Source organism: Curvibacter sp. GW821-FHT09D12 (genome assembly GCF_059416245.1).
In genome coordinates this window covers 21772-43241 of sequence record NZ_JBWKOU010000003.1, presented here as the reverse complement: position 1 = coordinate 43241, position 21470 = coordinate 21772, and the positions used below count along the sequence as shown (strand labels likewise).

23 protein-coding genes and 1 pseudogene are annotated in these 21470 nt (G+C 67.7%); 2 read left to right on the top strand and 22 right to left on the bottom strand.

All coding sequences use genetic code 11. The features are described from left to right. Positions 1 to 45: 45 nt before the first annotated feature. From AC07PT_RS05185 to AC07PT_RS05160, 6 genes are all read right to left on the bottom strand, one after another. Entirely contained in the window at positions 46 to 1611 is a 1566-nt protein-coding gene (locus AC07PT_RS05185; RefSeq protein WP_494656002.1) for a methyl-accepting chemotaxis protein, read from the bottom strand. A gap of 146 nt (positions 1612 to 1757) precedes the next feature. Beyond that, positions 1758 to 1982 carry an HNH endonuclease gene (locus AC07PT_RS05180; RefSeq protein ID WP_492345402.1) on the bottom strand — a complete coding sequence of 75 codons (225 nt, stop codon included), beginning with the start codon at positions 1980 to 1982 and terminating at the stop codon, positions 1758 to 1760. A gap of 63 nt (positions 1983 to 2045) precedes the next feature. Continuing rightward, positions 2046 to 3797, bottom strand: a complete 1752-nt coding sequence (ilvD, locus tag AC07PT_RS05175; RefSeq protein ID WP_494656001.1) for a dihydroxy-acid dehydratase — start codon at positions 3795 to 3797, stop codon at positions 2046 to 2048. 117 nt (positions 3798 to 3914) lie between these two features. After that, positions 3915 to 5651, bottom strand: a complete 1737-nt coding sequence (locus AC07PT_RS05170; protein WP_494656000.1) for an ABC transporter ATP-binding protein — start codon at positions 5649 to 5651, stop codon at positions 3915 to 3917. A gap of 25 nt (positions 5652 to 5676) precedes the next feature. Beyond that, positions 5677 to 6537: an ABC transporter permease gene (locus AC07PT_RS05165; protein ID WP_494656272.1), complete on the bottom strand. Its 861-nt coding sequence runs from the start codon at positions 6535 to 6537 to the stop codon at positions 5677 to 5679. 130 nt (positions 6538 to 6667) lie between these two features. After that, the gene (locus tag AC07PT_RS05160) at positions 6668 to 7666 is read right to left on the bottom strand and encodes an ABC transporter permease (RefSeq protein ID WP_494655999.1); all 999 of its coding nucleotides are present in this window, start codon (positions 7664 to 7666) and stop codon (positions 6668 to 6670) included. A 282-nt stretch (positions 7667 to 7948) separates the two neighbouring features. Between AC07PT_RS05160 and AC07PT_RS05155 the strand changes: the two genes are divergently transcribed. Together AC07PT_RS05155 and ssuD are read left to right on the top strand one after the other, a co-directional pair. After that, positions 7949 to 9562: an ABC transporter substrate-binding protein gene (locus tag AC07PT_RS05155; protein WP_494655998.1), complete on the top strand. Its 1614-nt coding sequence runs from the start codon at positions 7949 to 7951 to the stop codon at positions 9560 to 9562. A 121-nt stretch (positions 9563 to 9683) separates the two neighbouring features. Next, on the top strand, positions 9684 to 10811 hold the full coding sequence (gene ssuD / locus AC07PT_RS05150) for an FMNH2-dependent alkanesulfonate monooxygenase (RefSeq protein ID WP_494655997.1): 1128 nt from the start codon (positions 9684 to 9686) through the stop codon (positions 10809 to 10811). Between the two features lie 79 nt (positions 10812 to 10890). On the opposite strand, the gene AC07PT_RS05145 is transcribed toward ssuD, so the two are convergent. The 16 genes and pseudogenes from AC07PT_RS05145 to atpD all read right to left on the bottom strand — a co-directional run bounded on the left by AC07PT_RS05145 (position 10891) and on the right by atpD (position 21402). Continuing rightward, entirely contained in the window at positions 10891 to 11334 is a 444-nt protein-coding gene (locus tag AC07PT_RS05145; protein ID WP_494655996.1) for a lysozyme inhibitor LprI family protein, read from the bottom strand. Further along, the gene (locus tag AC07PT_RS05140) at positions 11322 to 12065 is read right to left on the bottom strand and encodes a LysM peptidoglycan-binding domain-containing protein (RefSeq protein WP_494655995.1); all 744 of its coding nucleotides are present in this window, start codon (positions 12063 to 12065) and stop codon (positions 11322 to 11324) included. The genes AC07PT_RS05145 and AC07PT_RS05140 overlap by 13 nt, the downstream gene beginning before the upstream one ends. Positions 12066 to 12414: 349 nt before the next feature. Next, positions 12415 to 12681, bottom strand: a complete 267-nt coding sequence (locus AC07PT_RS05135; RefSeq protein WP_494655994.1) for a hypothetical protein — start codon at positions 12679 to 12681, stop codon at positions 12415 to 12417. Then, positions 12668 to 12943 carry a hypothetical protein gene (locus AC07PT_RS05130; RefSeq protein ID WP_494655993.1) on the bottom strand — a complete coding sequence of 92 codons (276 nt, stop codon included), beginning with the start codon at positions 12941 to 12943 and terminating at the stop codon, positions 12668 to 12670. The genes AC07PT_RS05135 and AC07PT_RS05130 overlap by 14 nt, the downstream gene beginning before the upstream one ends. Further along, positions 12933 to 13640: a helix-turn-helix transcriptional regulator gene (locus tag AC07PT_RS05125; RefSeq protein ID WP_494655992.1), complete on the bottom strand. Its 708-nt coding sequence runs from the start codon at positions 13638 to 13640 to the stop codon at positions 12933 to 12935. Before AC07PT_RS05125 ends, AC07PT_RS05130 begins: the two co-directional genes overlap by 11 nt. Before the next feature lie 177 nt (positions 13641 to 13817). Beyond that, positions 13818 to 14092, bottom strand: a pseudogene (locus AC07PT_RS05120) (ribbon-helix-helix domain-containing protein). Beyond that, positions 14089 to 14499: a hypothetical protein gene (locus AC07PT_RS05115; protein WP_494655990.1), complete on the bottom strand. Its 411-nt coding sequence runs from the start codon at positions 14497 to 14499 to the stop codon at positions 14089 to 14091. The pseudogene AC07PT_RS05120 and the gene AC07PT_RS05115 overlap by 4 nt, the downstream one beginning before the upstream one ends. A 212-nt stretch (positions 14500 to 14711) precedes the next feature. Further along, positions 14712 to 15596, bottom strand: a complete 885-nt coding sequence (locus AC07PT_RS05110) for a F0F1 ATP synthase subunit gamma (protein WP_494655989.1) — start codon at positions 15594 to 15596, stop codon at positions 14712 to 14714. Beyond that, positions 15593 to 17158, bottom strand: coding sequence for a F0F1 ATP synthase subunit alpha (locus AC07PT_RS05105; protein WP_494655988.1), 1566 nt, complete (start codon positions 17156 to 17158; stop codon positions 15593 to 15595). Before AC07PT_RS05105 ends, AC07PT_RS05110 begins: the two co-directional genes overlap by 4 nt. Further along, a complete protein-coding gene (locus tag AC07PT_RS05100) occupies positions 17155 to 17946 on the bottom strand; it encodes a F0F1 ATP synthase subunit B family protein (protein WP_494655987.1) in 792 nt (263 codons plus the stop codon). The genes AC07PT_RS05105 and AC07PT_RS05100 overlap by 4 nt, the downstream gene beginning before the upstream one ends. A 9-nt stretch (positions 17947 to 17955) precedes the next feature. Then, positions 17956 to 18207: a F0F1 ATP synthase subunit C gene (locus AC07PT_RS05095; protein ID WP_494655986.1), complete on the bottom strand. Its 252-nt coding sequence runs from the start codon at positions 18205 to 18207 to the stop codon at positions 17956 to 17958. Positions 18208 to 18230: 23 nt separating this feature from the next. After that, on the bottom strand, positions 18231 to 18902 hold the full coding sequence (gene atpB / locus AC07PT_RS05090; RefSeq protein WP_494655985.1) for a F0F1 ATP synthase subunit A: 672 nt from the start codon (positions 18900 to 18902) through the stop codon (positions 18231 to 18233). Next, entirely contained in the window at positions 18899 to 19195 is a 297-nt protein-coding gene (locus AC07PT_RS05085) for an N-ATPase subunit AtpR (RefSeq protein WP_492345388.1), read from the bottom strand. Before AC07PT_RS05085 ends, atpB begins: the two co-directional genes overlap by 4 nt. A gap of 13 nt (positions 19196 to 19208) precedes the next feature. Next, positions 19209 to 19511, bottom strand: a complete 303-nt coding sequence (locus tag AC07PT_RS05080) for an AtpZ/AtpI family protein (RefSeq protein ID WP_492345387.1) — start codon at positions 19509 to 19511, stop codon at positions 19209 to 19211. After that, positions 19508 to 19984, bottom strand: coding sequence for a F0F1 ATP synthase subunit epsilon (locus AC07PT_RS05075; protein ID WP_492345386.1), 477 nt, complete (start codon positions 19982 to 19984; stop codon positions 19508 to 19510). The genes AC07PT_RS05080 and AC07PT_RS05075 overlap by 4 nt, the downstream gene beginning before the upstream one ends. Further along, positions 19981 to 21402 (bottom strand): F0F1 ATP synthase subunit beta, encoded by a 1422-nt coding sequence (atpD, locus tag AC07PT_RS05070; RefSeq protein ID WP_494655983.1) that lies wholly within the window; start codon positions 21400 to 21402, stop codon positions 19981 to 19983. The genes AC07PT_RS05075 and atpD overlap by 4 nt, the downstream gene beginning before the upstream one ends. Positions 21403 to 21470: the final 68 nt, after the last annotated feature.

Sequence of the window (21470 nt, the reverse complement as noted above, 5' to 3'; positions counted from 1 at the left end):
CGCCCTACCCTGTCGAGCAGGGTCCGGGCAGGTCAGCAGCGAGGTTCAGGCAGCCGCCAGACGGAAGCGGTCCACCGCCTCGGCCAGGTGACTGGCCTCATGTTGCAAGGCCTGGGCCGCGGCTGTGCTGTCCTGCACCCGGCGGGTGTTTTCGCGGGTCACCGCATCGAGCTGACCGATGGCACCATTGACGCTCTCAATGCCCTGGCTTTGCGAGGCCGTCGAGTCGCTGATCTGGCGGATGGCCTCGGACACCTGGGCCACGCCAGCCACGATCTCGCGCATGGTCTGGCCGGCATCGGTGACCAGCCGGGAGCCAGCCTCGACCCGCTCCACACTGCCGCCGATCAGGGTCTTGATCTCGCGCGCGGCGGCGGCCGAGCGCTGGGCCAGGGTGCGCACCTCGCCGGCCACCACCGCGAATCCGCGCCCCTCCTCACCGGCACGGGCTGCCTCGACGGCGGCGTTCAAGGCCAGGATGTTGGTCTGGAAGGCAATGCCGTCGATCACGCCCACAATGTCGGCGATGCGGCGGCTGGCCTGCGAGATCTGATCCATGGTGCTGACCACCTCGCCCACCACCGCACCGCCCCGACCGGCCACCTCAGAGGTCTGTTCGGCCAGATGCCGGGCCGTGACCGCGGCATTGGCCGCCTGTTGCATGCCCTGATGGATCTCGCCCATGGCATCGGCCGTGGTCTTGAGCTCATCGGCGGCCTGTTCGCTGCGCTGGTGCAGGTCCTGGTTGCCGCTGGCGATCTCACGGGTGGCGGTGGCCATCTGGCCCACCGAATGCTGGATGTCGCGCAAGGTGCCCCCCAGGCGCTGACGCATGCGCTCCAGGGCGCGCACCAGGTCACCGAGTTCATCCCGGCGTTGCGACTGCACCGACTGCCCCAGATCGCCCGCGGCGATCGCCTCGGCGGTGCGCAGGCCCGCTTCGATGTCGCGCGCGATCCGGCGGCTGATGCGCAGGCTCAAGCCCAGGCCCAGCGCCACGGCCACGGCAGCACCGGCCAGAGCCAACCACAGCACGTCGCGACGTTGGGTTTCATAGGCCTTGGCCTGATCGGCCGTGGCCTGGGCCACCTGGGCGCTGTAGGCCTGCAGCGATTTCAGCTGCGCCTCGACCAAGGGTTTGAGTTCGCGGTTCACGCCCAGCACGGCCCGGGCGAGTTCGCCCGCCGCCTTGGTCTGCTGCAGCTTGGCAATGGCCGCCGCGACCTGGGTGCCCTGCTGCTGCACCTGGGCCATGGCCTGCTTTTCGGCCTCGCTGGCCTGGGCCCGGCCCAGCTGGGCGCTGAGCTCGGCAATGGCGGCCGAGCCGGCCTGAACCCGCTGGTCCAGCACGCCCTGGGACACCGGGTTGGTGTTCATCACGGACGACAGTGCGGCATCGTTGGTGATGCGGATCTCGGCCTGCCAGCGCAGCACCAGTTGATGGCGCTCGGCCAGCGCCTGCTGGGCCTGCAGGGCCTCGCCGTCGATCCAGGTCACGGCCGTCAGGGCCAGGCCCCCGACGGTCATGCATCCCAGAACCAGCGCCCCCATGAGGCCGGACAAGGTGTGGGCGAGCTTGTGGCCCGAGGAGGCGGAGGCAGTGTGGTTCATGACAGGGGTACAGGACAGGGTGCGAACAATGGCGCGGCCAGGACCAAAGGCCCCAGGGGGGCCATGTTAGTTTCTAAATGTAACCACTTGACCCAAGATGCTGGTCTCGGGCGCCATCAACTTGATGAAGATCAAGAATTCATGACTCAGCCTGCCGCCCCTTTGGCATGGCGCTGGCTGTTGCAATGGCCGTGGCTGATGGCGAGGTTCTCCAGGTGGCTGTTGCCCCCCTCGCTCAAGGGCTGGATGTGCTCCAGCGTGGCCTCGGCATGGGGCACATGCTGGCCGCACACCCAGCACGGCACCTGACCGTGCAGCTGGCGGGCCACAGTTTTGTAGATTTTTTCGCGGGTCAGGCCCAGTTTGCTCATGTCAGGTTCCAGCAGTGGCCCCGGCGTCTGCTGGGCCGCCGGATCATACGGAAAGCGCCGGCATCAGCTGTCGTCACGCAGCCACACCACGCCCCCAGAATGGGTGACCGCGCCCTGGTGCGCCGGGCGCACGGTGGCGGCGTACTTCTCCAGCACGCCGCCCAGCGGCGGGCGCTGGTGGCGGGCTGCAGCAGCGGCGCGCCGGGCCAGTTCGGCCTCGCTCAAGTCCACGCTGATGCTTCGCGCCTCGGGCCGGGCATCGATGCGCACGATGTCGCCGTCCTGCAGCAACCCGATCGGGCCCCCGGCCACGGCCTCGGGCCCGGCATAGCCGATGCACAGGCCGCGGGTGGCGCCTGAAAAGCGACCGTCGGTCAACAAGGCCACCCTGTCGCCCACCCCCTGACCGTACAGCAAGGCGGTGATGCCCAGCATCTCACGCATGCCAGGGCTGCCCTGGGGGCCTTCGTTGCGGATCACGATCACATCGCCCACCTGGTAGCGCAGGCCCTGCACGGCGGCCTGGGCCTCTTCCTCGCTCTCGAACACCCGCGCGGGGCCGGTGTGCACCAGGGTTTTGAGGCCGGCCGTCTTGAGCAGGGCCCCATCGGGGCACAGATTGCCCTTGAGCACGGCGACGCCACCGTCGCGGCTCAGGGCCTGGTCGATGGGCCGCACCACGCGCCCATCGGGGGCGCCCGCCGTGGCCAGTTCTTCGGCCAGGGTGCGCCCGGTGTAGGTCAGGGCCTGACCATGCAGGTAGCCGCCCGCCAGCAACTCGCGCAGGATCACCCCGGCCCCGCCGATGTAGTGCACATCGCGCGCCAGGTAACGGCCACCGGGGCGCAGGTCGGCGATCAGCGGGGTGCGGGCGAAGACCTCGGCCACGTCGTCGAGGTGAAAGCGGATGCCGGCCTCGTGTGCGATGGCCGGGATGTGCAGGGCCGCATTCGTCGAGCCCCCCGTGGCCGACACCACGGCGCAGGCGTTCTCCAGCGCCTCACGCGTGATCACCTCGCGCGGCAGGGGCCCGCCGCCGGTCAAAGAGGCCTGCACCGCCGCCATCAACTGGCGTGCCGTGCGCCGCATCAAGGGCGCGCGCTCGCTGAACACGGCGGGCAGCATGCTGGAGCCGATGGGCGCCAGGCCCAGGGCCTCGCTGACCATGCCCATGGTGTTGGCCGTGAACTGGCCGGCACAAGCCCCGGCCGTGGGCAGGCAGGCGTGGCTGACCTGGGCCAGTTCCTCGGTGCTGGCCTGGCCGGCCAACACCTGGCCGATGGTCTCGTAGGTATCGACCACATTGAGGTCGCGCCCGTCGGGCCCGGGCATCTGCCCCGGCAACGCCGAGCCGCCATGCACGAACACGCCGGGCACGTTGCAGCGCACGATGCCCATCATCAGGCCCGGCAGGTTCTTGTCGCAGGCCCCGATGGCAAAGATGCCGTCCCATTGGTGGCCGCGCACCGAGGCCTCGACGCTGTCGGCAATCAGCTCGCGCGAGACCAGCGAAAAGCGCATGCCCGAGTGGGCCATGGTCAGGCCGTCGCTCACCGACACCACCGGGCATTCGTGCGGTGTGCCGCCCGCGGCGTAGATGCCGGTCTTGGCGTGTTGGGCCTGCTCGCGCAGGTTGAGGTTGCAGGGGCTCATTTCACCGCCGGTGTGAAACACACCGATGTGGGGCCGGGCGATGTCCTCATCGTCCTGCCCCAGGGCGTACAGAAAGCTGCGCGTGGTGGCGCGGATGGTGCCTTCGACCAGGGTGGCCGAACGGTAGCGGGGCGGCTTGGCCGCAGAGGAATCGTCACTCATGGGGTACAGGTCTCCTGGCCCCGTTCTGAGGGCGGCGCCCTGCGGGGTGAGGGGCACTTTAGCACCCCATTCGCCAGCCTGCAGGGCGCTCACCGCGCCCGTCTTGCCGGGTCCAGGTCAGGCCGCGCGGCGTCGGTCCGCGTGCGGTGCCGCCTGGATCAGGCTGCGGGTGTACGGGTGTTGCGGTCGCTCCCAGATCTCGCGGTGGTGGCCGGCCTCGACGATGCGGCCCTGGTTCATCACCATCACCCGGTCGGCGATGTGGCGCACCACCGACAGGTCGTGCGAGATGAACAGGTAGGACAGGCCGAAATTCTGCTTGAGATCGACCAGCAGGTTCAGGATCTGCGCCTGGATGGACACGTCGAGCGCCGACACCGGCTCGTCGAGCACCACCAGGGCGGGCCGCACCACCAGCGCCCGGGCTATGCCGATGCGCTGGCGCTGGCCGCCCGAGAATTCATTGGGGTAGCGGCTGGCGGCCGAGGCGGGCAGGCCCACACGCTCCAGGATCTCACCGATGCGGCGGCGGCGCTCATCGCGTGAGGCCACGTCATGCACCTTGAGCACCGTGTCCAGGATGTCCTGCACGCTGCGCCGGGGGTTGAGCGAGGCGTAGGGGTCCTGGAACACCATCTGGATGCGGCGCCGCCAGGGCTTGAGCGCTCGCTCAGGCAGCCCGGCGATGTCGGTGCCGTCGAGCACGATGCGGCCCTCGGCCGGGTCGAGCAGGCGCAGCAGGGTCTTGGACAGGGTGGACTTGCCGCAGCCCGACTCGCCCACCAGGCCCAGCGTCTCGCCGGCCCGCAGTTCGAACGACACCCCATCCACCGCATGCACCAGGGCCCCGTCGCGCCCCCGGTAGGCGGTGCGCAGGTCCTGCACCTGCAGCAGGGGCTGGCCGGTGGGCAGCACGGCGGGCTGCGGGGCCCGGCGCGCCGGCTGCACCAGCTCGAAGCGGCGCTGGCCCGTGGCCAGGTCGATGGCGGTGTTGATCTCGGGCAGGCGGCGTTCGCTGCTGTGCGGCACCTGGCCGGCGTGCAGCGAGGCCCCCAGCAGGCCGCGGGTGTAGGCGTGGCGGGGCTGGGCAAACAGGGTGGCCGTGTCAGCCTCTTCGACTTTTTCGCCACCGAACATCACGGCCACGCGATCGGCCCATTGCGAGACCACGCCCAGGTCGTGGGTGATCAGCAGCAAGGCCATGTCCAGCTCGCGGCGCAGCCCGTCCAGCAGCTCCAGGATCTGGGCCTGGATGGTGACATCGAGCGCGGTGGTCGGCTCATCGGCCACCAGCAGGCGCGGGCGGCAGGCCACGGCCATGGCGATCATCACGCGCTGGCGCTGCCCGCCCGACAGCTTGTGCGGGTGGTCATCGATGCGGCGCTGCGGCTCGGGAATGCGCACCAGGTCCAGCAGTTCGATGGCCCGGCGCCGGGCCGCCAGGGCCGACAGGCCTTCGTGCAGGCGCAGGGTCTCGGCGATCTGGTCCCCGATGGTATGCACCGGGTTGAGCGAGGTCATGGGCTCCTGGAAGATCATCGAGATCTCGCGCCCGCGCAGGGCCCGCAGCTCGGGCGGGCGCAGTTGCAGGATGTCGCGCCCCTCGAACAGCAGCCGGCCTGTCACCTCGGCCCCGGGGGCCAGCAGGCGCAGCAGCGACAGGGCCGTGGTCGATTTGCCGCAACCCGACTCGCCCACCAGGGCCAGGGTTTCGCCGCGCTGCAGGCTGAGGTTCAGATGGCTGACGGCATGGACCCAACCCTGGGAGCCGCGAAACGCGATGCTCAGGTCCTGGATGTCGAGCAGGGGAGCCTGGGCCTGGGCGGCCTGCTGGGATGCAATGGAGAGGGTCATGGTGAGCACGCGGTGAGGTTCAGTGTCAACGGCCACGCAGGCGCGGGTTGAAGGCGTCGTTCAGGCCGTCGCCCAGCAGGTTCAGGGCCAGCACGGTCAACACAATGGCCGCGCCGGGCAAGGCGGTCAGAAACCAGGCGGTGCGCAGCAGCTCGCGCCCCTCGCCGATCATGCTGCCCCACGAGACGGCATTCGGGTCGCCCATGCCGAGAAAGGACAAGGCCGATTCGATCAGGATGGCGCTGGCCACCAGCACCGAGGTGGTGACGATCACCGGCGGCAAGGCGTTGGGCAGCATCTCCTGCGCCATGATGCGCAGGTGGCTGAAACCCTGGCTGCGCGCCGCCAGCACAAACTCGGCCTCGCGCAGGGTGCGGAACTCGGCCCGCACCAGACGCGCAATCACGGGCCATGAAGCCAGGCCGATGGCCAGCACGATCACACCCACCGAGGGGCGACCGATGGCCACCACCACGATCACCAGCAAAAAGGTGGGCACGGTCTGCACCAGCTCGGTCAGGCGCACCAGCACGTCATCCACCACACCGCCCAGGTAACCCGCCGTAGCGCCCACCGCGATGCCGATGGCCAGGCTGAGCACGGCCGCCACCACGCCCACCGCCAGCGACACGCGGGCGCCATGGGCCATCCCGGCCAGCACATCGCGGCCCAGTGAGTCGCTGCCCAGCGGGTAGGCCGCGTCCTGCCCCGGCCACAGCAGGGGCTGGGCCACCATGTCGAGCGGGTCGCCCGGGAACAGCCAGGGCGCCAGCAGCGCCAGGGCGGTCATGCCCAGCAGGATCACCGCCCCCAGCACGGCCGCCGGGTTGCGCAGCAAGGTCTTCAGGGCCACGAAGCGACGGGGGCCGGGTTCTGGTACGAGCAGAGCGGGCGCAGGCTGCAGGGCCACGCCAGGCACGTGGGCGGCCACGCCGGTGCTGGCAGAAAGAGGAACAGACGACACGTTGGCGTTCTCCGAGTGACAGATTCAAGAGGTGAGGTTCCGCGGGCGCGCCTCAGCGCAAACCGATGCGCGGGTCCAGCGCGGCATGCAGCAGATCGACCAGCAGATTGGCCAGGATCACCAGCAGCGAAGACATCAGCAAAATGCCCAGCAGCACGGTGTAGTCACGCGCCATCACCGACTCGAAGGCCAGCCGTCCCAGCCCGGGCCAGCTGAACACGGTCTCGACCACCACGGCACCGCCCAGCAAGGTGCCGAAGTGCATGCCGGCCACGGTGGTGACGGGGATCAGCGCGTTGCGCAGCACATGGCGCAGCGTGACCGCCCAGGGGTGCAGGCCCTTGGCGATGGCCGTGCGCACAAAGTCCTGCTGGCTGACCTCGAGCATGGCGGCCCGGGTCAGGCGCGAGAAGATCGCCACATAGAAGCCCGCCATGGCCAGGGCCGGCAGCACCAGATGGCGCAGGGTGTCGAGCACCCGGTCCAGCCCGCTCAAGCCGGCGTCGATGCTGCCGCTGCCGCCGGTGGGCAACCAGCCCAGCTTGACCGAGAACAGCACGATGGCCATCAGCCCCAGCCAGAAGCCCGGGGTGGAATACAGAAGCAGGGCCAGCACCGACAGCACCCGGTCGGGCCAGCGCCCGACCTGGCTGGCCATCACGGTGCCCAGCGCAATGCCCAGGGCCAGGGCCAGGCTGAGGGCCGCCACCATCAACAACAAGGTGTTGCCCAGGCGCGCGCCGATCAGCTCGGTCACCGGCAGGTTGTAGCGCGGTGAGGTGCCCAGGCTGAAGTGCGCCAGGTGGCTGAGGTAGTTGGCCAGTTGGTGCAGCACCGGCAGGTCCAGCCCGAAATGGTGGCGCAGCTGCGCCATGGTCTCGGCCGTGGCCGAGCCCGATTCAGCGGCCACCACGTCGGCGGCATCGCCCGGCACCAGTTGCATCAAAAAGAAGTTGAGCACCACCACGCCCAGCACGGTCGGCAGAGCCTGCCAGGCCGTGCGGCGCAGGGTCCGCCCGATGGCACGCCAACGCTCAGCGCTCAGGCTCATGGCACGCTCCGGTGGGGGGCCTGAAAGGCATGAAACAACATGAGAGGGGCCTTGGAAGGTCTGAAAGTGGGCGATGCTAGCCAGCCCCTCCCCCGTGGCCAACGAACAAATCGTTCTATGCATGCACGTTTCATGAACGCGCGCCGCAGGCCCGCCCCCAACGCCACCCCACACCCAGGCAGCAGAAAAGTAGTTAGCAAGCGACCAAAGATTCGTTGTCAGGGGGGCGGCCGGGCCGGACCATGCGCAGGTCCAAGACTTTTGCAACCCGAGAACACGCGCATGTCCGCAAGCACCCTGCCCTTCTTCCCAACCGCCTTGAACCGCCGCCGGGTCCTGGCCCTGTCCACGGCCGGCCTGCTGGCCTTGAGCGGCCAGGCCGCCCTGGCCCAGGCCAAGCCGGGTGGCACCCTCAACTGGGCGATCAGCCCGGTGCCCGCGTCCATCGTGCCCCTGACCACCACGGCCGGCGGCAACACCGAGATCGGCCCCAAGATCGTGGAAGGCCTGCTCACCTACGACGAAGAGCTGCGCCCCAAACCCCTGCTGGCCACGGCCTGGACCGTCAGCAAGGATGGCCTGCAGTACAGGTTCGAGCTGCGCCGAGGCGTGAAATGGCACGACGGCAAGGATTTCACCGCCGCCGACGTGGCCTTCTCGATCAACACCTTGAAACAGGTGCACCCACGCGGCCGCGCCACCTTTGCCAACGTGACCGAGGTGCGCACCCCGGATGCCCACACCGCGGTGATCGTGCTCAGCAAGCCCTCGCCCTTTCTGCTGACCGCCCTGGCCGCGGCCGAATCGCCCATCGTGCCCAAGCACCTGTACGAAGGCGGCGACGTGGCCACCAGCAAATACAACAGCGCCCCCGTGGGCACCGGGCCTTTTGTGTTCAAGGAGTGGGTGCAAGGCAGCCACATCATCCTGGAGCGCAACCCCCACTACTGGGACAAGCCCAAGCCTTACCTGGACCGCGTGGTGGTGCGCTTTGTCACCGATTCGGCCGCACGCGCCGCCGCGCTGGAGTCCGGCAGCCTGGACCTGGGCGCCGGCGGGGGCGGCATTCCGATCACCGACGTGGAGCGCTTCAAGAAGCTGCCCAACGTGAATGTGGAATCGCGCAACTGGGCCTATGTGGGCGACCACCAGCAGATCTACTTCAACCTGGACACCCCGGCGCTGCAGAAGATCGAGGTGCGCCGCGCCCTGGCCCAGGCCCTCGACCTGAATGCCTTCAACCGCACCGTCTGGCTGGGCCTGGGCAAGTTGTCGGCCTCGCCCATCGGCACCTTGCAAAGCCGCTACCACGACAAGAGCATCCAGCCCTACCCCTTCAACCCCAAGCAGGCCGAGGCTGATCTGGACACCGTCGGCTACAAGCGCGACGCCCAAGGCACGCGCCTGAAGCTGCGCCTGCTGTTCAACCCCTTTGTCGACCGCCGGGCGGTTGACTTTGTGCGCCAGTCACTGGGCCGCATCGGCGTGGACGCCAACATCGAGGCCTACGACTTTGCCACCTACGTGACCAAAGCCTACACCGACCGCGCTTTTGACGTCACCTTCGAATCGCTGACCAACATCTTCGACCCCTCGGTGGGCGTGCAGCGCATCTTCTGGTCCAAGAACTTCAAGGTCGGCCTGCCGTTCTCGAACGCACCGCACTACGTCAACCCCGAGGTGGACCGCCTGCTGGAGGCCGCCGCTGTCGAGGTGGACGAGGCCAAGCGGCGCGACCTGTTCGTGGCCTTCCAGCAGCAGGTGCACAAGGACATCCCGTCGATCGAGGTGGGTGCCAACCCGAACGTGACCGTGAGCAGCAAGCGCGTTCACCAATACGCGCCCACCGGCGAGGGCATCCGCGGCAGCTTCTCCGAGCTGTACCTGGCGCCCTGATGCCAAGGCGGCCCTGGGCCGCCCTTGTCCACCCTTGCCCGCGTTCCAAACAAACATCCACACCACGCAGTAGCTTCACCCCTTTCCCTCATTTTTCAAACACAAGGAAAAAGAGAACACCATGAGCCTCGACATCTTCTGGTTCCTGCCCACCTCGGGCGACACGCGCTACCTGGGCAAGTCCGACTTCGGCCGCCCCGCCACCAACGCCTACATGCGCCAGATCGCGGTGACCGCCGAGCAACTGGGCTATGACGGCTTGCTGATCCCCACCGGCAGTTCCTGCCTGGACCCTTGGGTGACGGCCTCCAGCCTGGTCGGTGCCACACAACGCATCAAGCTGCTGGTGGCGCTGCGCACCTCGCTGTCGGGCCCGACCGCCTCGGCCCGCCAGGCCGCCACGCTGGACCAGGCCCTGGGCGGCCGCCTGCTGCTCAACGTGGTGCCCGGTGGGGATGCCACCGAACTGGCCGCCGACGGCGTGTTTCTGGACCACGACGCCCGCTACGATGCAGCGGACGAATTTCTGACCGTGTGGAAGCGCCTGCTGCAGGGCGAAACCGTGGACTTCAAGGGCCAGCACCTGCAGGTGCAAGGGGCCAGGAACCACTTCCCGCCGGTCAGCCAGCCCTACCCGCCGCTGTACTTTGGCGGCTCGTCACCGGCCGCGCACGAGCTGGCGGCCAAGCATGTCGACGCCTACCTGAGCTGGGGCGAACCGCCCGCTCAAGTGGCCGAAAAGATCGCCGATGTGCGCGCCCGGGCCGCCCAGCATGGCCGCACCGTGCGCTTTGGCGTGCGCCTTCAGGTGATCGTGCGCGAAACCCGGGCCGAGGCCTGGGCCGAAGCCGAGCGCCTGATCAGCCGACTGAGCGATGCCGACATCGCCGCGGCCCAGCAGAACTTCAAGCGCATGGATTCGGTCGGCCAGCGCCGCATGGCCGAACTGCATGGCGGCCAGCGCGACAAGCTCGAGATCAGCCCCGATCTGTGGGCCGGCGTGGGCCTGGTGCGCGGTGGCGCCGGCACCGCCCTGGTGGGCGACCCCGAAACCGTCGCCAAGCGCCTGAAGGAATACGCCGACCTGGGCGTGGACAGCTTTGTGCTGTCAGGCTACCCCCACCTCGAAGAAGCCATCCGCTTCGCGGAGCTGGTCTTCCCGCTGCTGCCCGGCAAGAAACCGGTCACCCTGCGCGATCAGGTGCTGACGGGCGGGGCCTTTGATGGGCGGGCGGTGGCGGCATCGTGACAGAGCTTCGGGTTGTCACGCAGGCGGACTGCCCTCATCGAGCAGAACGTTCATGGGATGGCCCAACGCTCGCGAGGCGCTATTTCACAGGCAAATCAGACAGCGCCTCACGCAGTTGTTCGGCGCGTCTGTTGTTCAACGTTGCAAGGCAAGCCAAGCGGCCCATCTCATGGCCATTGCCCGCCCCGCCACCGCTGAGCGAAGCCGAAAATTGACATTGGGTTTCGCGGTACTTGGCGAAGGCCGCGTTGGCGGCCACCAGCTTGGCTTTGGCGCCCTTGACATATTGAACGTCCTCATCCCACCGCAATAGCATTCGAGCACCCATCTCTTCAGCTTGCCGCAATGCGCTCTGACTGGCTTCGGCCTTCGCGGCAAGGCAGTCCCGCATTCCTGCTTGAGAAAATGCGCCACACTCCTCCAGCAGCCCTCGTTCACTGCGAATCGGATCTGCTGGGGCAGCAGATACCGAAAGAGCGAAAGGTACAGCCAGACAGAAAACCATGCGATTCAGGGTGTGCATCGACCGGACTCCCCTTGACGCATCAACAACAAAGCATGATCCAACTTTTTGGCGTAATTGATATCTCGTCGCATGGAGTTGTAATTCAGGGCCACCGACAAGGTCGAAAAATTCTTCCAACCAGTAATGACCTTTTGAATCGATGCTTTTTTGTAATTCAACACCTGCCCCGGCCGAAGAATGCCGGATGAGGGATTTAATTTTTTGAGCATATCGACGGTTGTTCCATGCGCCTTCGCCACTTTTTCAAAACTGTCACCCGGCATGATCACAACCTGATAGGTTCTGGTGTCTGCGCTCGGCTGACTTTGGTATTCAAAATTGGCCATGCGCATGAGCAAGTACCCGATCCCAGCCCGGATATTGAGAGCCGGAACAGCACGGATGCCTACCGGGGTCAACCTGCCTTTCAAAGCCGGTGGAATGATCAAATGCCCCCCTTCTCTGTCAGAGAGAAGCGCAGTCATCCCTGGATCGCCAACGACACCAATTTGCATGGGTTTGATTTTCCATTCTGAAGCATGCGCGCCAGTTTCAACCCACAGGATGGCTTTGATGAGTTGCCAGTCCAACGGAAGAAAACCTGGGGTACGGGAAAGGTGGCGGTTGTACTCATTGACTGCCGTCTGAACTTCGCAATCCCATTCGTTCCAACGGGCATCGCCAAGGGCCTTGCTGATGCCGTCCTGCCAAAGCTGGAGGCCCGTCTTCACAGGTGCCTGCACGGTCATACATCTCCTTTCAAGTGAGGGGCACAATCGGGTGCCTATGCTGCGGCAAGCCATTCAGAAGATGGGGGCAATCCAAAAGATCTCGGTATCGGTGGAGTCCTGCGGCATACAAGCGACCAGCGCACCAGCATCCGGCCATGGCACTTCAGCCGCAAAACTGCCCAGGCGCCCATCAAGCCGTACGCGGCAACCTCAACATGACCATCTGCCTTATTGACGGGTCTTCCCGCTGCTGGCCGGCAAGAAACCGGGCACCCTGCGCGATCAGGTGCTGACGGGCAGGGCCTTTGATGGGCGGGCGGTGGCGGCGTCGTGACACAGAGCTTGAACAGCGCACCCAACCGTCTCCTCAGATTGAGGCCCAGCGTCTGATACGCGAGCGCAGCGTGCGCTGCTGTGAGACGTCCAAGGGCATGGTGCTCACCAAGGCCATGGCGGCAGACAAGCTGACATGCTGGTGAACCAGCAACGCGGTGCAAAACACCCTGTCCTTCTCGCGCCCAGCCGTGGCTTTGGCAAGAAACAGGTCCAAAACATCGAGGCAGTACCCCACCCGCCCGCCGGTGTTCAGGTTTTGTACACGGTGCACACGGTTCATCCAGTCATGCGGCAGCACGGCGGTTTCTGGCCCCCACAGCCTGGGCGTAGTAACCAAACTGATCGTGAAACATCGACCCTTCGCCGATGGCCCCTTCAATCAGATCGGCCAACTCTGGCGCCGTAAGGGGATAGATGTCGGCTTCCATCGAAACGGTCAAAGCAGCATCAGGCTCGCTGATGGACCCCAATATGGACTGGCTGCCGATGATCACGAACTCGTATTGATCCGTGATCTGGGCGCTGGCCCGAATGATGTGCTCAAGGTCTTCACGATTCATGGAGGGTGACCGGTTTTGCTGGCTCAGCAGGGCTTGCCAAATCACTGCTGATCTCCATGCCCTCTCTGAGGGCTCTCACTTGCTGAAGAACCTGCTGGCGACAGGGTTCTGTGAGAACCGTCACCAGCGGCGATGCCTGCCTCAATTGCTGAGCGCGGCGACTGCGACCCAAGACCTTGCGCCAAGCTCCCGCATCCAGAATTTCGATCCACTCACACCACAAGCCTCTGGATCGTGACTCGCCCCGATCCAGCCAACACTCTGCCGTCTGGCGAGCCTGGGCCAACAAGTCGGGGTTGGTCTTGACTTGCCGGACCGCTTCTTCATGCAGGGCCAGACTTTGCAGATCCTGGAGTTGGTGCTTTGTCGGATCAACAGAAATCCGCACCTGGACGGCGGGCGCAATTCGACTTGATCTTCCGGCAGCCGACCTGGCTGAAGCGGGATGCAGCGTATCGCCACACAACAAAGCCAGATCCGCTGCGACACCTAGAACCGACATGACCCGCAAGTAATTGCCCATCGCCGGGCCGGGATCACCTGCCTCAATGGCTCTCAAGGTATTGCGAGAAATGCCGGCAAGCGCCGCCATCTCCACAGTGCCCAATCGCTTGTCTTGACGCAGGCGCGACAAGCGCTCCCCTAATTGCAAAAGCAACTGACGCTCGATGACTGCACTCAGAGTAGAAGTGTTCATTTGGTCGTTATTTTTAGCAAAAGCTATATTTTTTGGTCATTTTATTGACCAGTTCAAGCCCTCCCCCGCCATTGTCAGATCGCCCCGCGCTGCCCATCAAGTCACGCAACGCCAAGTGGCGCTTGGTCAACCAGCTTCCCTTCGGTATCACGCCGACAAGGAAACTGAGAGATGGGTCTAGGGAGACAGGAGCTTGGCATGCATTGCAGCCAGGTACACACGCACCTGCTCGGCGGTGACAAGCTGTGATGGGTTGGCCTTCAGCTCGTCATGGCCTGGGCCCACCTGCTGATGCAACCAGTCGTCCACCGCTCGATCCCAGGCCGTCAACGCTGGCAAGCCGTCGCGGACCACTTCGCTTTCGCTGGCGTACTCGCCCGCACTGACCTTGGCTTTGACCACGTCAGCCATGTCCTTGGCCGGGTGATCCTCATTTGTTGAGTGGTCCTCATGGCGCATTCTCCACCGCATAACGCTGCCGCACGAAAAAGCCATTGATCCGGTGCGGCGCCTCGGCCTCGATGCTGAGGTCGAGGGCCTGGATGCCCCGCTCGCAGCGCAGCAGCACGCTGGCCGAGCTGGGTGTCGGCCCCGGGGCCTGGGCCAGAGGCCGACAAGGGCCCAGGCGGCTGCGCAGGTCGGCCAGCAGGGCCTCCAGGGACGAGGCACTGACCTGCTCGCGGAACACGGGGGCAAAAATGGCCATCAGCTCGGGCTGGGGCTGGTTGATGCGGCTGACCAGCTCGGCCAAGCTTTGCTGCAGCGGGGCCTGCAGGCCCTGGCCCTGGGCCTCGGCGGGTGCCTGGGCCAGACCGGCGCAAGCCATCAACAGGATCGACAAGGGTTTGAACAAGCGCATGGGGTGCCTCCGGTGGATCGGTCAGTCTAGCCATCGGGGCGCTGCAAAATGGCCCGCCCATCCGGCCCCCAAGGCCGCCGTCGGGCGAAGAACCGAACCGAACCGAACCGGACCGAACCGAGCCGATCGGCTGGCTGGCACAGCACCCGCGCAGGCGGCCACCAGAGACCCCAGGCACGCCGACCAACACGGCGGTCTGGCGGTCTGGCCGCTCAGCCTGGGTGGGGCAGGCTGCGCAGGCCGGCGGCCAGTTCGACCACCTCGGCCGTGATGGCTTCCTGGCGCAGGCGGCGTTCGTCGGCCTGCAGGCTCTCTTTCAGGTGCCCGATGTTCTCTTGCGCGGCCGCCATGGCCTGCAGGCGCGACAGGTTCTCGCTGGCGTGGCTGTGCAGCACGGCCTGGGCCAGGCGGGCGGCCACGTACTCGCCAGCCAGGCCCTGCAGCAGGCGCTCGGGGCTTTCATGCACCACCGGGGCCACGCGCGCTGCCTCGGGCAGGGCCTGCCAGTCCAGCGGCAGCAGGCGGCGGCACACCACCTGAAAGTGCTGGCCCGGCCCCAGTTCGGCATAGACCATCTCGACCGCGTTCGCCGGCTGGCGGTGCAAGGACTCCAGCAACAAGGCATGGAGGCGTTCGCCGGCCGCCAAGGCTGATTCGGCGTGGGCCACCAAAGGCGCACCGCCCTCCACCGCCAGGCCGCGGGCGGCTGCCAGCCGCTGGGTCTGCGAACCCAGCACCAGACAACGGAGACCGGGCGCCCCTGGGGCCGCTCGGGGGAGGGCAGCCAGCACCTGTTCGGAAAACCCGCCGTTGAAGCCTTGCTCGGCCCCAAACACCAGGCACAGGCCCTGCGCCCGAGCGGTGGCGCTGCCCGGCAGGCCGGCCCGGGCGTCGGGGGCCTGGTCGGTCGGCAGCAGGCTCAGCACCTGGCCCATGGCCTGGGCCACGGTGTCGGCATAGGTGTTGACCCCGACGATCAAGCTGCGGGCCTGTTGCGCCCGGGCCGCCGCCATGCCCCGCATGGCATTGACCAGCCCGCCAAAGCCCGTCACGGTGGCCAGGCGGGCCTGCACCTCGGCCGGACCGGTCTGACTCATGCCGGGCCTCGGGCGGGCACGTCAGCCACCTGGCTGAACCAGTGGCCCAGGTCTTGCTGCAAGCCCTTCAAGGCCGGGGCATCGAGGGCCTCGCGAGAAGCCAGCCGTGCGGCCAACTCAGGCACACCGGGCAAGGCCCCGCGCAAGCGCTCCAGCAAGGCCGGTAGACCGGCCAGGTTCTGGCCATCCAACCAACCGGACTGCAGCGCCATCAGCAAGGCCAGCTGCAGCGCCGCGGGCTGGGGCGCCAGCCGGGGCTGGGCCAGCACCGCACGGATGCATCGGCCCCGCGCCATCTGCTGCTGCACCCGGGTGTCCAGCTCGGTGCCGAAGCGGGTGAACATCTCCAACTCCTGGAACACCGCGTAGTCCAGGCGCAGCGAGTTCACCGCCTCGCGCATCAGAGGCGCCTGGGTCTTGCCGCCCACACGGCTCACGCTGAGGCCGGTGTCCACCGCCGGCAACTGGCCCAGGTCGAACAGGCGGCTGTCCAGCACGATCTGACCGTCGGTGATGGAGATCAGGTTGGTGGGAATGTAGGCCGACAGGTTGCCGGCCTCGGTCTGGGCAATGGGCAAGGCGGTCAGCGAGCCCCCGCCCCGTGCGGCCGAAAGTTTGGCCGCGCGCTCCAGCAAACGGGCATGCACATAGAAGATGTCGCCCGGGTAGGCCTCGCGGCCCGGGGGCTGTTGCATCAGCAGGGCCAATTCGCGGTGGGTGGCGGCGTGCTGGCTGAGGTCGTCGACCACCACCAGGGCATGGCCGCCGCGGTCGCGAAAATACTCGGCCATCGAAAAGCCGGCAAACGGCGCCAGCCACTGCAGGCCCGGTGCGTCGGTGCCGCTGGCCACCACCACGATGCTGCGCGCCAGGCTGCCCTGGCGCCTCAAAGCCTCGATCACGGCAGCGGCCGACTCGCTTTTCTGTCCCACCGAGATGTAGACGCAGACCAGATCGGTGTCGCGCTGGGCCAGCAAGGCGTCCAGCGCCAAGGCGGTCTTGCCGGTGCCTCGGTCGCCAATGATCAGCTCGCGCTGGCCGCGGCCCAGCGGGAACAGCGCATCCACGGCCAGGGTGCCGGTGTGCACCGGCTCATGCACCAGGTCGCGGTCAAGGATGCCCGGGGCCGGGCGCTCGGCCGGCAACCAGTCACTGGCCTCGATGGGGCCAGCGCCGTCCAACGGGCGGCCCAGCGGGTCCACCACCCGGCCCAGCAGCGCGGGGCCCACCGGCACGCGCACCACGTCGCCACTGCGCAACACGGCTTCGCCGGCCCGCAGGCGGCGGCTGTCGTCCAGCAGCACGCAGGCCAGGCTGTCGGCCTGCAGGCCGGCCACATAGCCCAGGCGCCCATCGTCAAAATGCAGCAATTCATTGAGCCGTGCACCGCGCAGGCCCGTGACCCGGGCAATGCCGTCGGCCGCACTGAGCACCCGGCCCCGCTCCTCAAAGCGCGCCTGCGGCTGCAGACGGCCCAGTTGTGCGCTGGCGCGCTCACGCCAAGCGGCCAGGCCCAGGGTCAGGTCGGTGTTCGGTTCCGAGCTCAGTTCTGCGGCCGTCATGCCCCCTGCTCCGGTGCAGGCTGGTCCGCCAGTTGTTGCAACTCGGCCCGGGCCGCCTGCAACTCGGCCGCCCAGTTCAGGCCCAGCACACCATGGGCGAAGCGCAACTCCAGGCCGCACAGCAAGGTGGCATCGGGCTTGAACACGCAGCTCAGCTCAGCGCCCTCCCCGGGGTCGCCGTCGGGGCTCAAGACGCCCTGCAGGTCCAGGGTCAGCCGCGCCTGCACCGGCTGTGGCAAGGGATGGGCACTGGCCACCTCCAGCACCGGGGCACTGTGGCCCGTGGCCAGCCACTGCGCCCGTTGCGCGGCCGGGGTGGCCTGCAGGCGGGCCAGCAGGGCCGGCCAGAAGGCCTCGTCGGGCACGGGGGTGAGGCTCAGCAGGCGCTGCGCCAGTTCGGTGGCCAAGGTGGCCGAGGCCTGGTACAGGGCCGTGCCGGCCTGCACGCGCTCGCGCCCGATCTGGGCCTGGGCCTCTTGCAGGCATTGGCGCACGGCGACCCGGGCCGCCTCCAGGCGGGCCGCGCTGTCTTTCTCGGCTTGCTCACGGGCCGTCTGCAGCACCGCCTGGGCCGCCAGGTCGGCGGTCTGGCGCTGCTGATCGAGCGCGCTCAGTTGGGCACGGGCCTGATCGCGAGCGGCCTGGGCCTCAGACAGGGTCTGCTGCACAGCCTGGCGTCGCGCCTCGATCACGGCCAACAAGGGGCGGTAGAACAGCCAGCGCAGCAACAGCAGCAACACCACCAGGTTGCAGGCCTGCAGCAACAGCGTCCAGAGATCGATGTGCATGGGCGGGCTTCAGTGCACAAAGGGGTTGGCAAACAGCAGCAGCAAGGCGATCACCAGGCAGTAGATGGCCATGGTCTCGATCATGGCCAGGCCCACGAACAAGGTGCGCGAGATGGTGCTCGCGGCCTCGGGCTGGCGGGCCAGCGCGTCCATGGCCGCAGCCACCGCCCGGCCCTCGGCCAGCGCGGGCCCAATGGCCCCAAAGGCCACCGCCAGGGCGGCGCAGACGATGCTCACAAATTGAATCCAGCCAGTGTCCATGGGAATACTCCAGTAGAAAGACGTCAGCCGCCGTGGTCGCCCGCCGCCGCAGCGATGAAGACCATGGCGAGCACGGTGAAGATGTAGGCCTGGATCACCCCGGTGAGCAGTTCCAGCGCCATGAAGGGCACGGGCACGAGCAGCCCGGCCAGCCCCAGCACCACGGCCGAGATGAACATGCCGCTCATGATGTTGCCGAACAGGCGCACGGTCATGGAGACCACCCGGGTCAGGGCCTCGATCAGGTTCAGGGGCAGCATCAGCAGGTTGGGCTCGGTGTAGGTCTTGAGGTAGCCCCACAGGCCGTGGCGCCGCACGCCCCAGCCCAGCACCGCGGCAAACACGGCCAGCGCCAGGGCCAGATCGGTCTCCAGCGCGCCGGTGGGCGGCTCAACGCCCGGCACCAGGGAGCACAGATTGGCGCCCAGGATGTAGATGAACAGCGTGGCGATCGGCGGCAGAAAAGGCGCCGGGTCGGCGTTCATGGTGGATCGCATCTCGGCCTGCAGGGTGTCCAAGGCCATCTCTGCCAGCAACTGCAGGCGCCCGGGGCTGTGCACCGACAGGCGCCGGCGCAGCCAGGCGGCCAGCACGGCCAGCACCGCGATCAAGGCCCAGGTGGTGATCACCGGGCCGGTGATGCCGACCGGGCCCAGTTGCCAGACCACCTCGTGCAGAAAAGGCTGGGCCTTCATGGTGCCGCCTCCGCCGAGCCGGCCAGGCCGCGCCGGACCCTGCGGACCCACCACTGGCGGGCCAGCAGCACGCCCAGGCCCAGGGCCAGCAAGGCCGGTGCACCCTGACGCGCCGTGGCCCAGCAAACACCCCCCAGCACCCCCAGGCGCAGCAGGTGCAGACCCAGCAGAAGGCCCCAGCGGGGCTGGGCCCCGGGTTCGACCAGTTGCCGGCTGAGCCAGCGCAGTGAACCGAAATGCCAACCCCCCAGGGCCAACCCCAGTGCAAAAAACAAGACCATCAACAGGCTCATACAGCGTGTGTCCTCATCGTTGGTGCATCCAGCGCCACGCACCCCAGGCCCCCACAACCACACCCAGCAGCAACAAGGCGGCACTGAAGGTGATGCCCGTGCCCAGTCGGTGGTCCAGCCAGCGGCCGCCCGCCAAGCCCAGCAACATGGGCAGCACGATCACCCAGCCCAACACCCCCAGCGTGGAGAGCTGACGCAGCAGCGTGGGCTCGCCCTCGCGCAGGCTGCGCTGGCGCCGACCGGCCTGGCGCTGGACTTCTTCGAGCAGGGCGGGCTTGTCGGTGCCGAGGCCTTCGCCGGGACGGGGTTCACTCATGGCGTGCTCCAGGGCACCTGGGGCCGGCGCTGCAGCGGACGGATCAACTCGCGCAGCACTTGCACCTCCAGGTGCCGGCTTTGGCGGCGCGCCGCCTGTTCGACCTGTTCGCGCTCACGCAGCCGGGCCAGCACCTGGTGCTCCAGGTGATCCAGGTCCTCGCCCAGCACGGCTTCGCGGGTGGCCACCTGCAATTCGCACCCCCGCTGCAGTGTCAACACCCCGCCGCTCACGGCGCAGTAATGCCAGTGCTGTTGCGCGTCGCGCCAGCTCAGCACCCCCACGCCGAGCAGCGACAGCAGATCCGCATGGCCGGGCCAGAGACCAAAGCCGCCGCTGGCGTCCTGGGCCCGCACCGAGCGCACACCGGCCTCGTCCACCAGCACCGAGCCGAGGCTGCTCAACACCAAATGCAGGCCGTCCACCTGGGGCCAGGCCGGCAAGCGGCCGTCAACGGTGCCGGGCTCGCTCATGCGACCCCTTTCTGCCGGGCTTCTTCGAAACTGCCCACCATGTAGAAGGCACTTTCGGGCAAGGCATCGCCGGCTCCGTCCAGGATGGCGCGACAGCCCTTGAGCGTATCGGCCAGGCGCACCTGGCGGCCCGGCTTGCCGGTGAACGCCTGGGTGACGGCAAAGGGCTGGGTCAGAAAGCGCTGCAGGCGCCGGGCCCGCGCCACACGTTGCTGGTCTTCGGGGCTGAGTTCGGCCACCCCCAGCAAGGCAATGATGTCTTGCAGCTCGCGGTAACGGGCCAGGGTCTCGCGCACCTCGCGGGCCAGGGCACAGTGCTCGGCCCCGACCACGGCCGGGTCGAGCAGGCGCGACTGCGAGGCCAGCGGGTCTACCGCCGGGTACATGCCCTCGGCGGCCAGGCTGCGCGACAACACGATGCGGCTGTCCAGGTGGGTGGCGATGGCGGCCACGGCCGGGTCGGTGAAATCGTCGGCCGGCACGTACACGGCCTCGATGGCGGTGATGGCCGCGTGCTCGCCACAGGCGATGCGCTCTTGCACTGCGGCCACCTCGGTGGCCAGGGTGGGTTGGTAGCCCACGCGCGAGGGCAGCCGCCCCAGCAGGCCCGACACCTCGGCACCCGCCTGCACAAAACGGAACACGTTGTCCATCAGCAGCAGCACATTGCGCTGCTGTTCGTCACGGAAATACTCGGCCAGGGTGAGCGCAGCCAAGGGAGTGCGCCAGCGCGCGCCCGAGGGCTCGTTCATCTGCCCAAACACCAGCACGCTTTTGGCCAGCATGCCCGAGTCGCGCATGTCCGTCAGCAGCTCATGCCCCTCGCGGCTGCGCTCGCCCACGCCGGCAAACACCGACAGGCCCTGGTAGGTGTCGGCCATGGCGTGGATCAGCTCCATCACCAGCACGGTCTTGCCCACGCCGGCCCCCCCGAACATGGCCGCCTTGCTGCCCAGGGCCAGCGGGGCCAGCAGGTCGATGACCTTGATGCCGGTCTCGAAGACCTCGGCCACGGCCCGGCGGCGCGACAGCGGTAGCGGCTCGGCATGGATGGGGCGGCGTGGCACCTGCGGCCCCAGGGCCGGGCCGCCGTCGCCAGGCTCGCCCAGCACATTGATCAGGCGCCCCAGCAGGGCCTCGCCCACCGGCACCATGACGGGCGCCCCCGTGTCGAGCACCGCGGTATCACGGGCCAGCCCTTGGGTGTCTTGCAGGGCCACCGTGCGCACGGTGTCGGCATCGAGTTGCGCCTCGACCTCCAGGGTCAGGGTCTGGGGCTGATCCCACAACACCAGCAAGGCGGTGGCCGGGGCCGGCAACTGCCCGTCTTCAAAACGAACATCCACCACCCCGCCCTGCACGGCAAGCACACGACCACGGGCCTGGACGGGAGAGGCTGAAGACACAACGATGGGCATGGGTGACTGGAACGAGGCAAGCCCGATGCCCCATCGTCGCCCAACCGCATGGCGCGGCGATGACAAAC

Coding starts and splice junctions, on each gene's coding strand:
- AC07PT_RS05075 (WP_492345386.1), bottom strand. CDS start 19,984: ATGAGCGAGCCCGGCACCGTTGACGGCCGCTTGCCGGCCTGGCCCCAG.
- AC07PT_RS05130 (WP_494655993.1), bottom strand. CDS start 12,943: ATGAATCGTGAAGACCTTGAGCACATCATTCGGGCCAGCGCCCAGATC.
- AC07PT_RS05155 (WP_494655998.1), top strand. CDS start 7,949: ATGTCCGCAAGCACCCTGCCCTTCTTCCCAACCGCCTTGAACCGCCGC.
- AC07PT_RS05160 (WP_494655999.1), bottom strand. CDS start 7,666: ATGAGCCTGAGCGCTGAGCGTTGGCGTGCCATCGGGCGGACCCTGCGC.
- atpB (WP_494655985.1), bottom strand. CDS start 18,902: ATGAAGGCCCAGCCTTTTCTGCACGAGGTGGTCTGGCAACTGGGCCCG.
- AC07PT_RS05180 (WP_492345402.1), bottom strand. CDS start 1,982: ATGAGCAAACTGGGCCTGACCCGCGAAAAAATCTACAAAACTGTGGCC.
- AC07PT_RS05085 (WP_492345388.1), bottom strand. CDS start 19,195: ATGAGCCTGTTGATGGTCTTGTTTTTTGCACTGGGGTTGGCCCTGGGG.
- AC07PT_RS05140 (WP_494655995.1), bottom strand. CDS start 12,065: ATGACCGTGCAGGCACCTGTGAAGACGGGCCTCCAGCTTTGGCAGGAC.
- AC07PT_RS05125 (WP_494655992.1), bottom strand. CDS start 13,640: ATGAACACTTCTACTCTGAGTGCAGTCATCGAGCGTCAGTTGCTTTTG.
- atpD (WP_494655983.1), bottom strand. CDS start 21,402: ATGCCCATCGTTGTGTCTTCAGCCTCTCCCGTCCAGGCCCGTGGTCGT.
- ilvD (WP_494656001.1), bottom strand. CDS start 3,797: ATGAGTGACGATTCCTCTGCGGCCAAGCCGCCCCGCTACCGTTCGGCC.
- AC07PT_RS05080 (WP_492345387.1), bottom strand. CDS start 19,511: ATGAGTGAACCCCGTCCCGGCGAAGGCCTCGGCACCGACAAGCCCGCC.
- ssuD (WP_494655997.1), top strand. CDS start 9,684: ATGAGCCTCGACATCTTCTGGTTCCTGCCCACCTCGGGCGACACGCGC.
- AC07PT_RS05105 (WP_494655988.1), bottom strand. CDS start 17,158: ATGACGGCCGCAGAACTGAGCTCGGAACCGAACACCGACCTGACCCTG.
- AC07PT_RS05100 (WP_494655987.1), bottom strand. CDS start 17,946: ATGCACATCGATCTCTGGACGCTGTTGCTGCAGGCCTGCAACCTGGTG.
- AC07PT_RS05095 (WP_494655986.1), bottom strand. CDS start 18,207: ATGGACACTGGCTGGATTCAATTTGTGAGCATCGTCTGCGCCGCCCTG.
- AC07PT_RS05110 (WP_494655989.1), bottom strand. CDS start 15,596: ATGAGTCAGACCGGTCCGGCCGAGGTGCAGGCCCGCCTGGCCACCGTG.
- AC07PT_RS05145 (WP_494655996.1), bottom strand. CDS start 11,334: ATGCACACCCTGAATCGCATGGTTTTCTGTCTGGCTGTACCTTTCGCT.
- AC07PT_RS05185 (WP_494656002.1), bottom strand. CDS start 1,611: ATGAACCACACTGCCTCCGCCTCCTCGGGCCACAAGCTCGCCCACACC.
- AC07PT_RS05170 (WP_494656000.1), bottom strand. CDS start 5,651: ATGACCCTCTCCATTGCATCCCAGCAGGCCGCCCAGGCCCAGGCTCCC.
- AC07PT_RS05115 (WP_494655990.1), bottom strand. CDS start 14,499: ATGCGCTTGTTCAAACCCTTGTCGATCCTGTTGATGGCTTGCGCCGGT.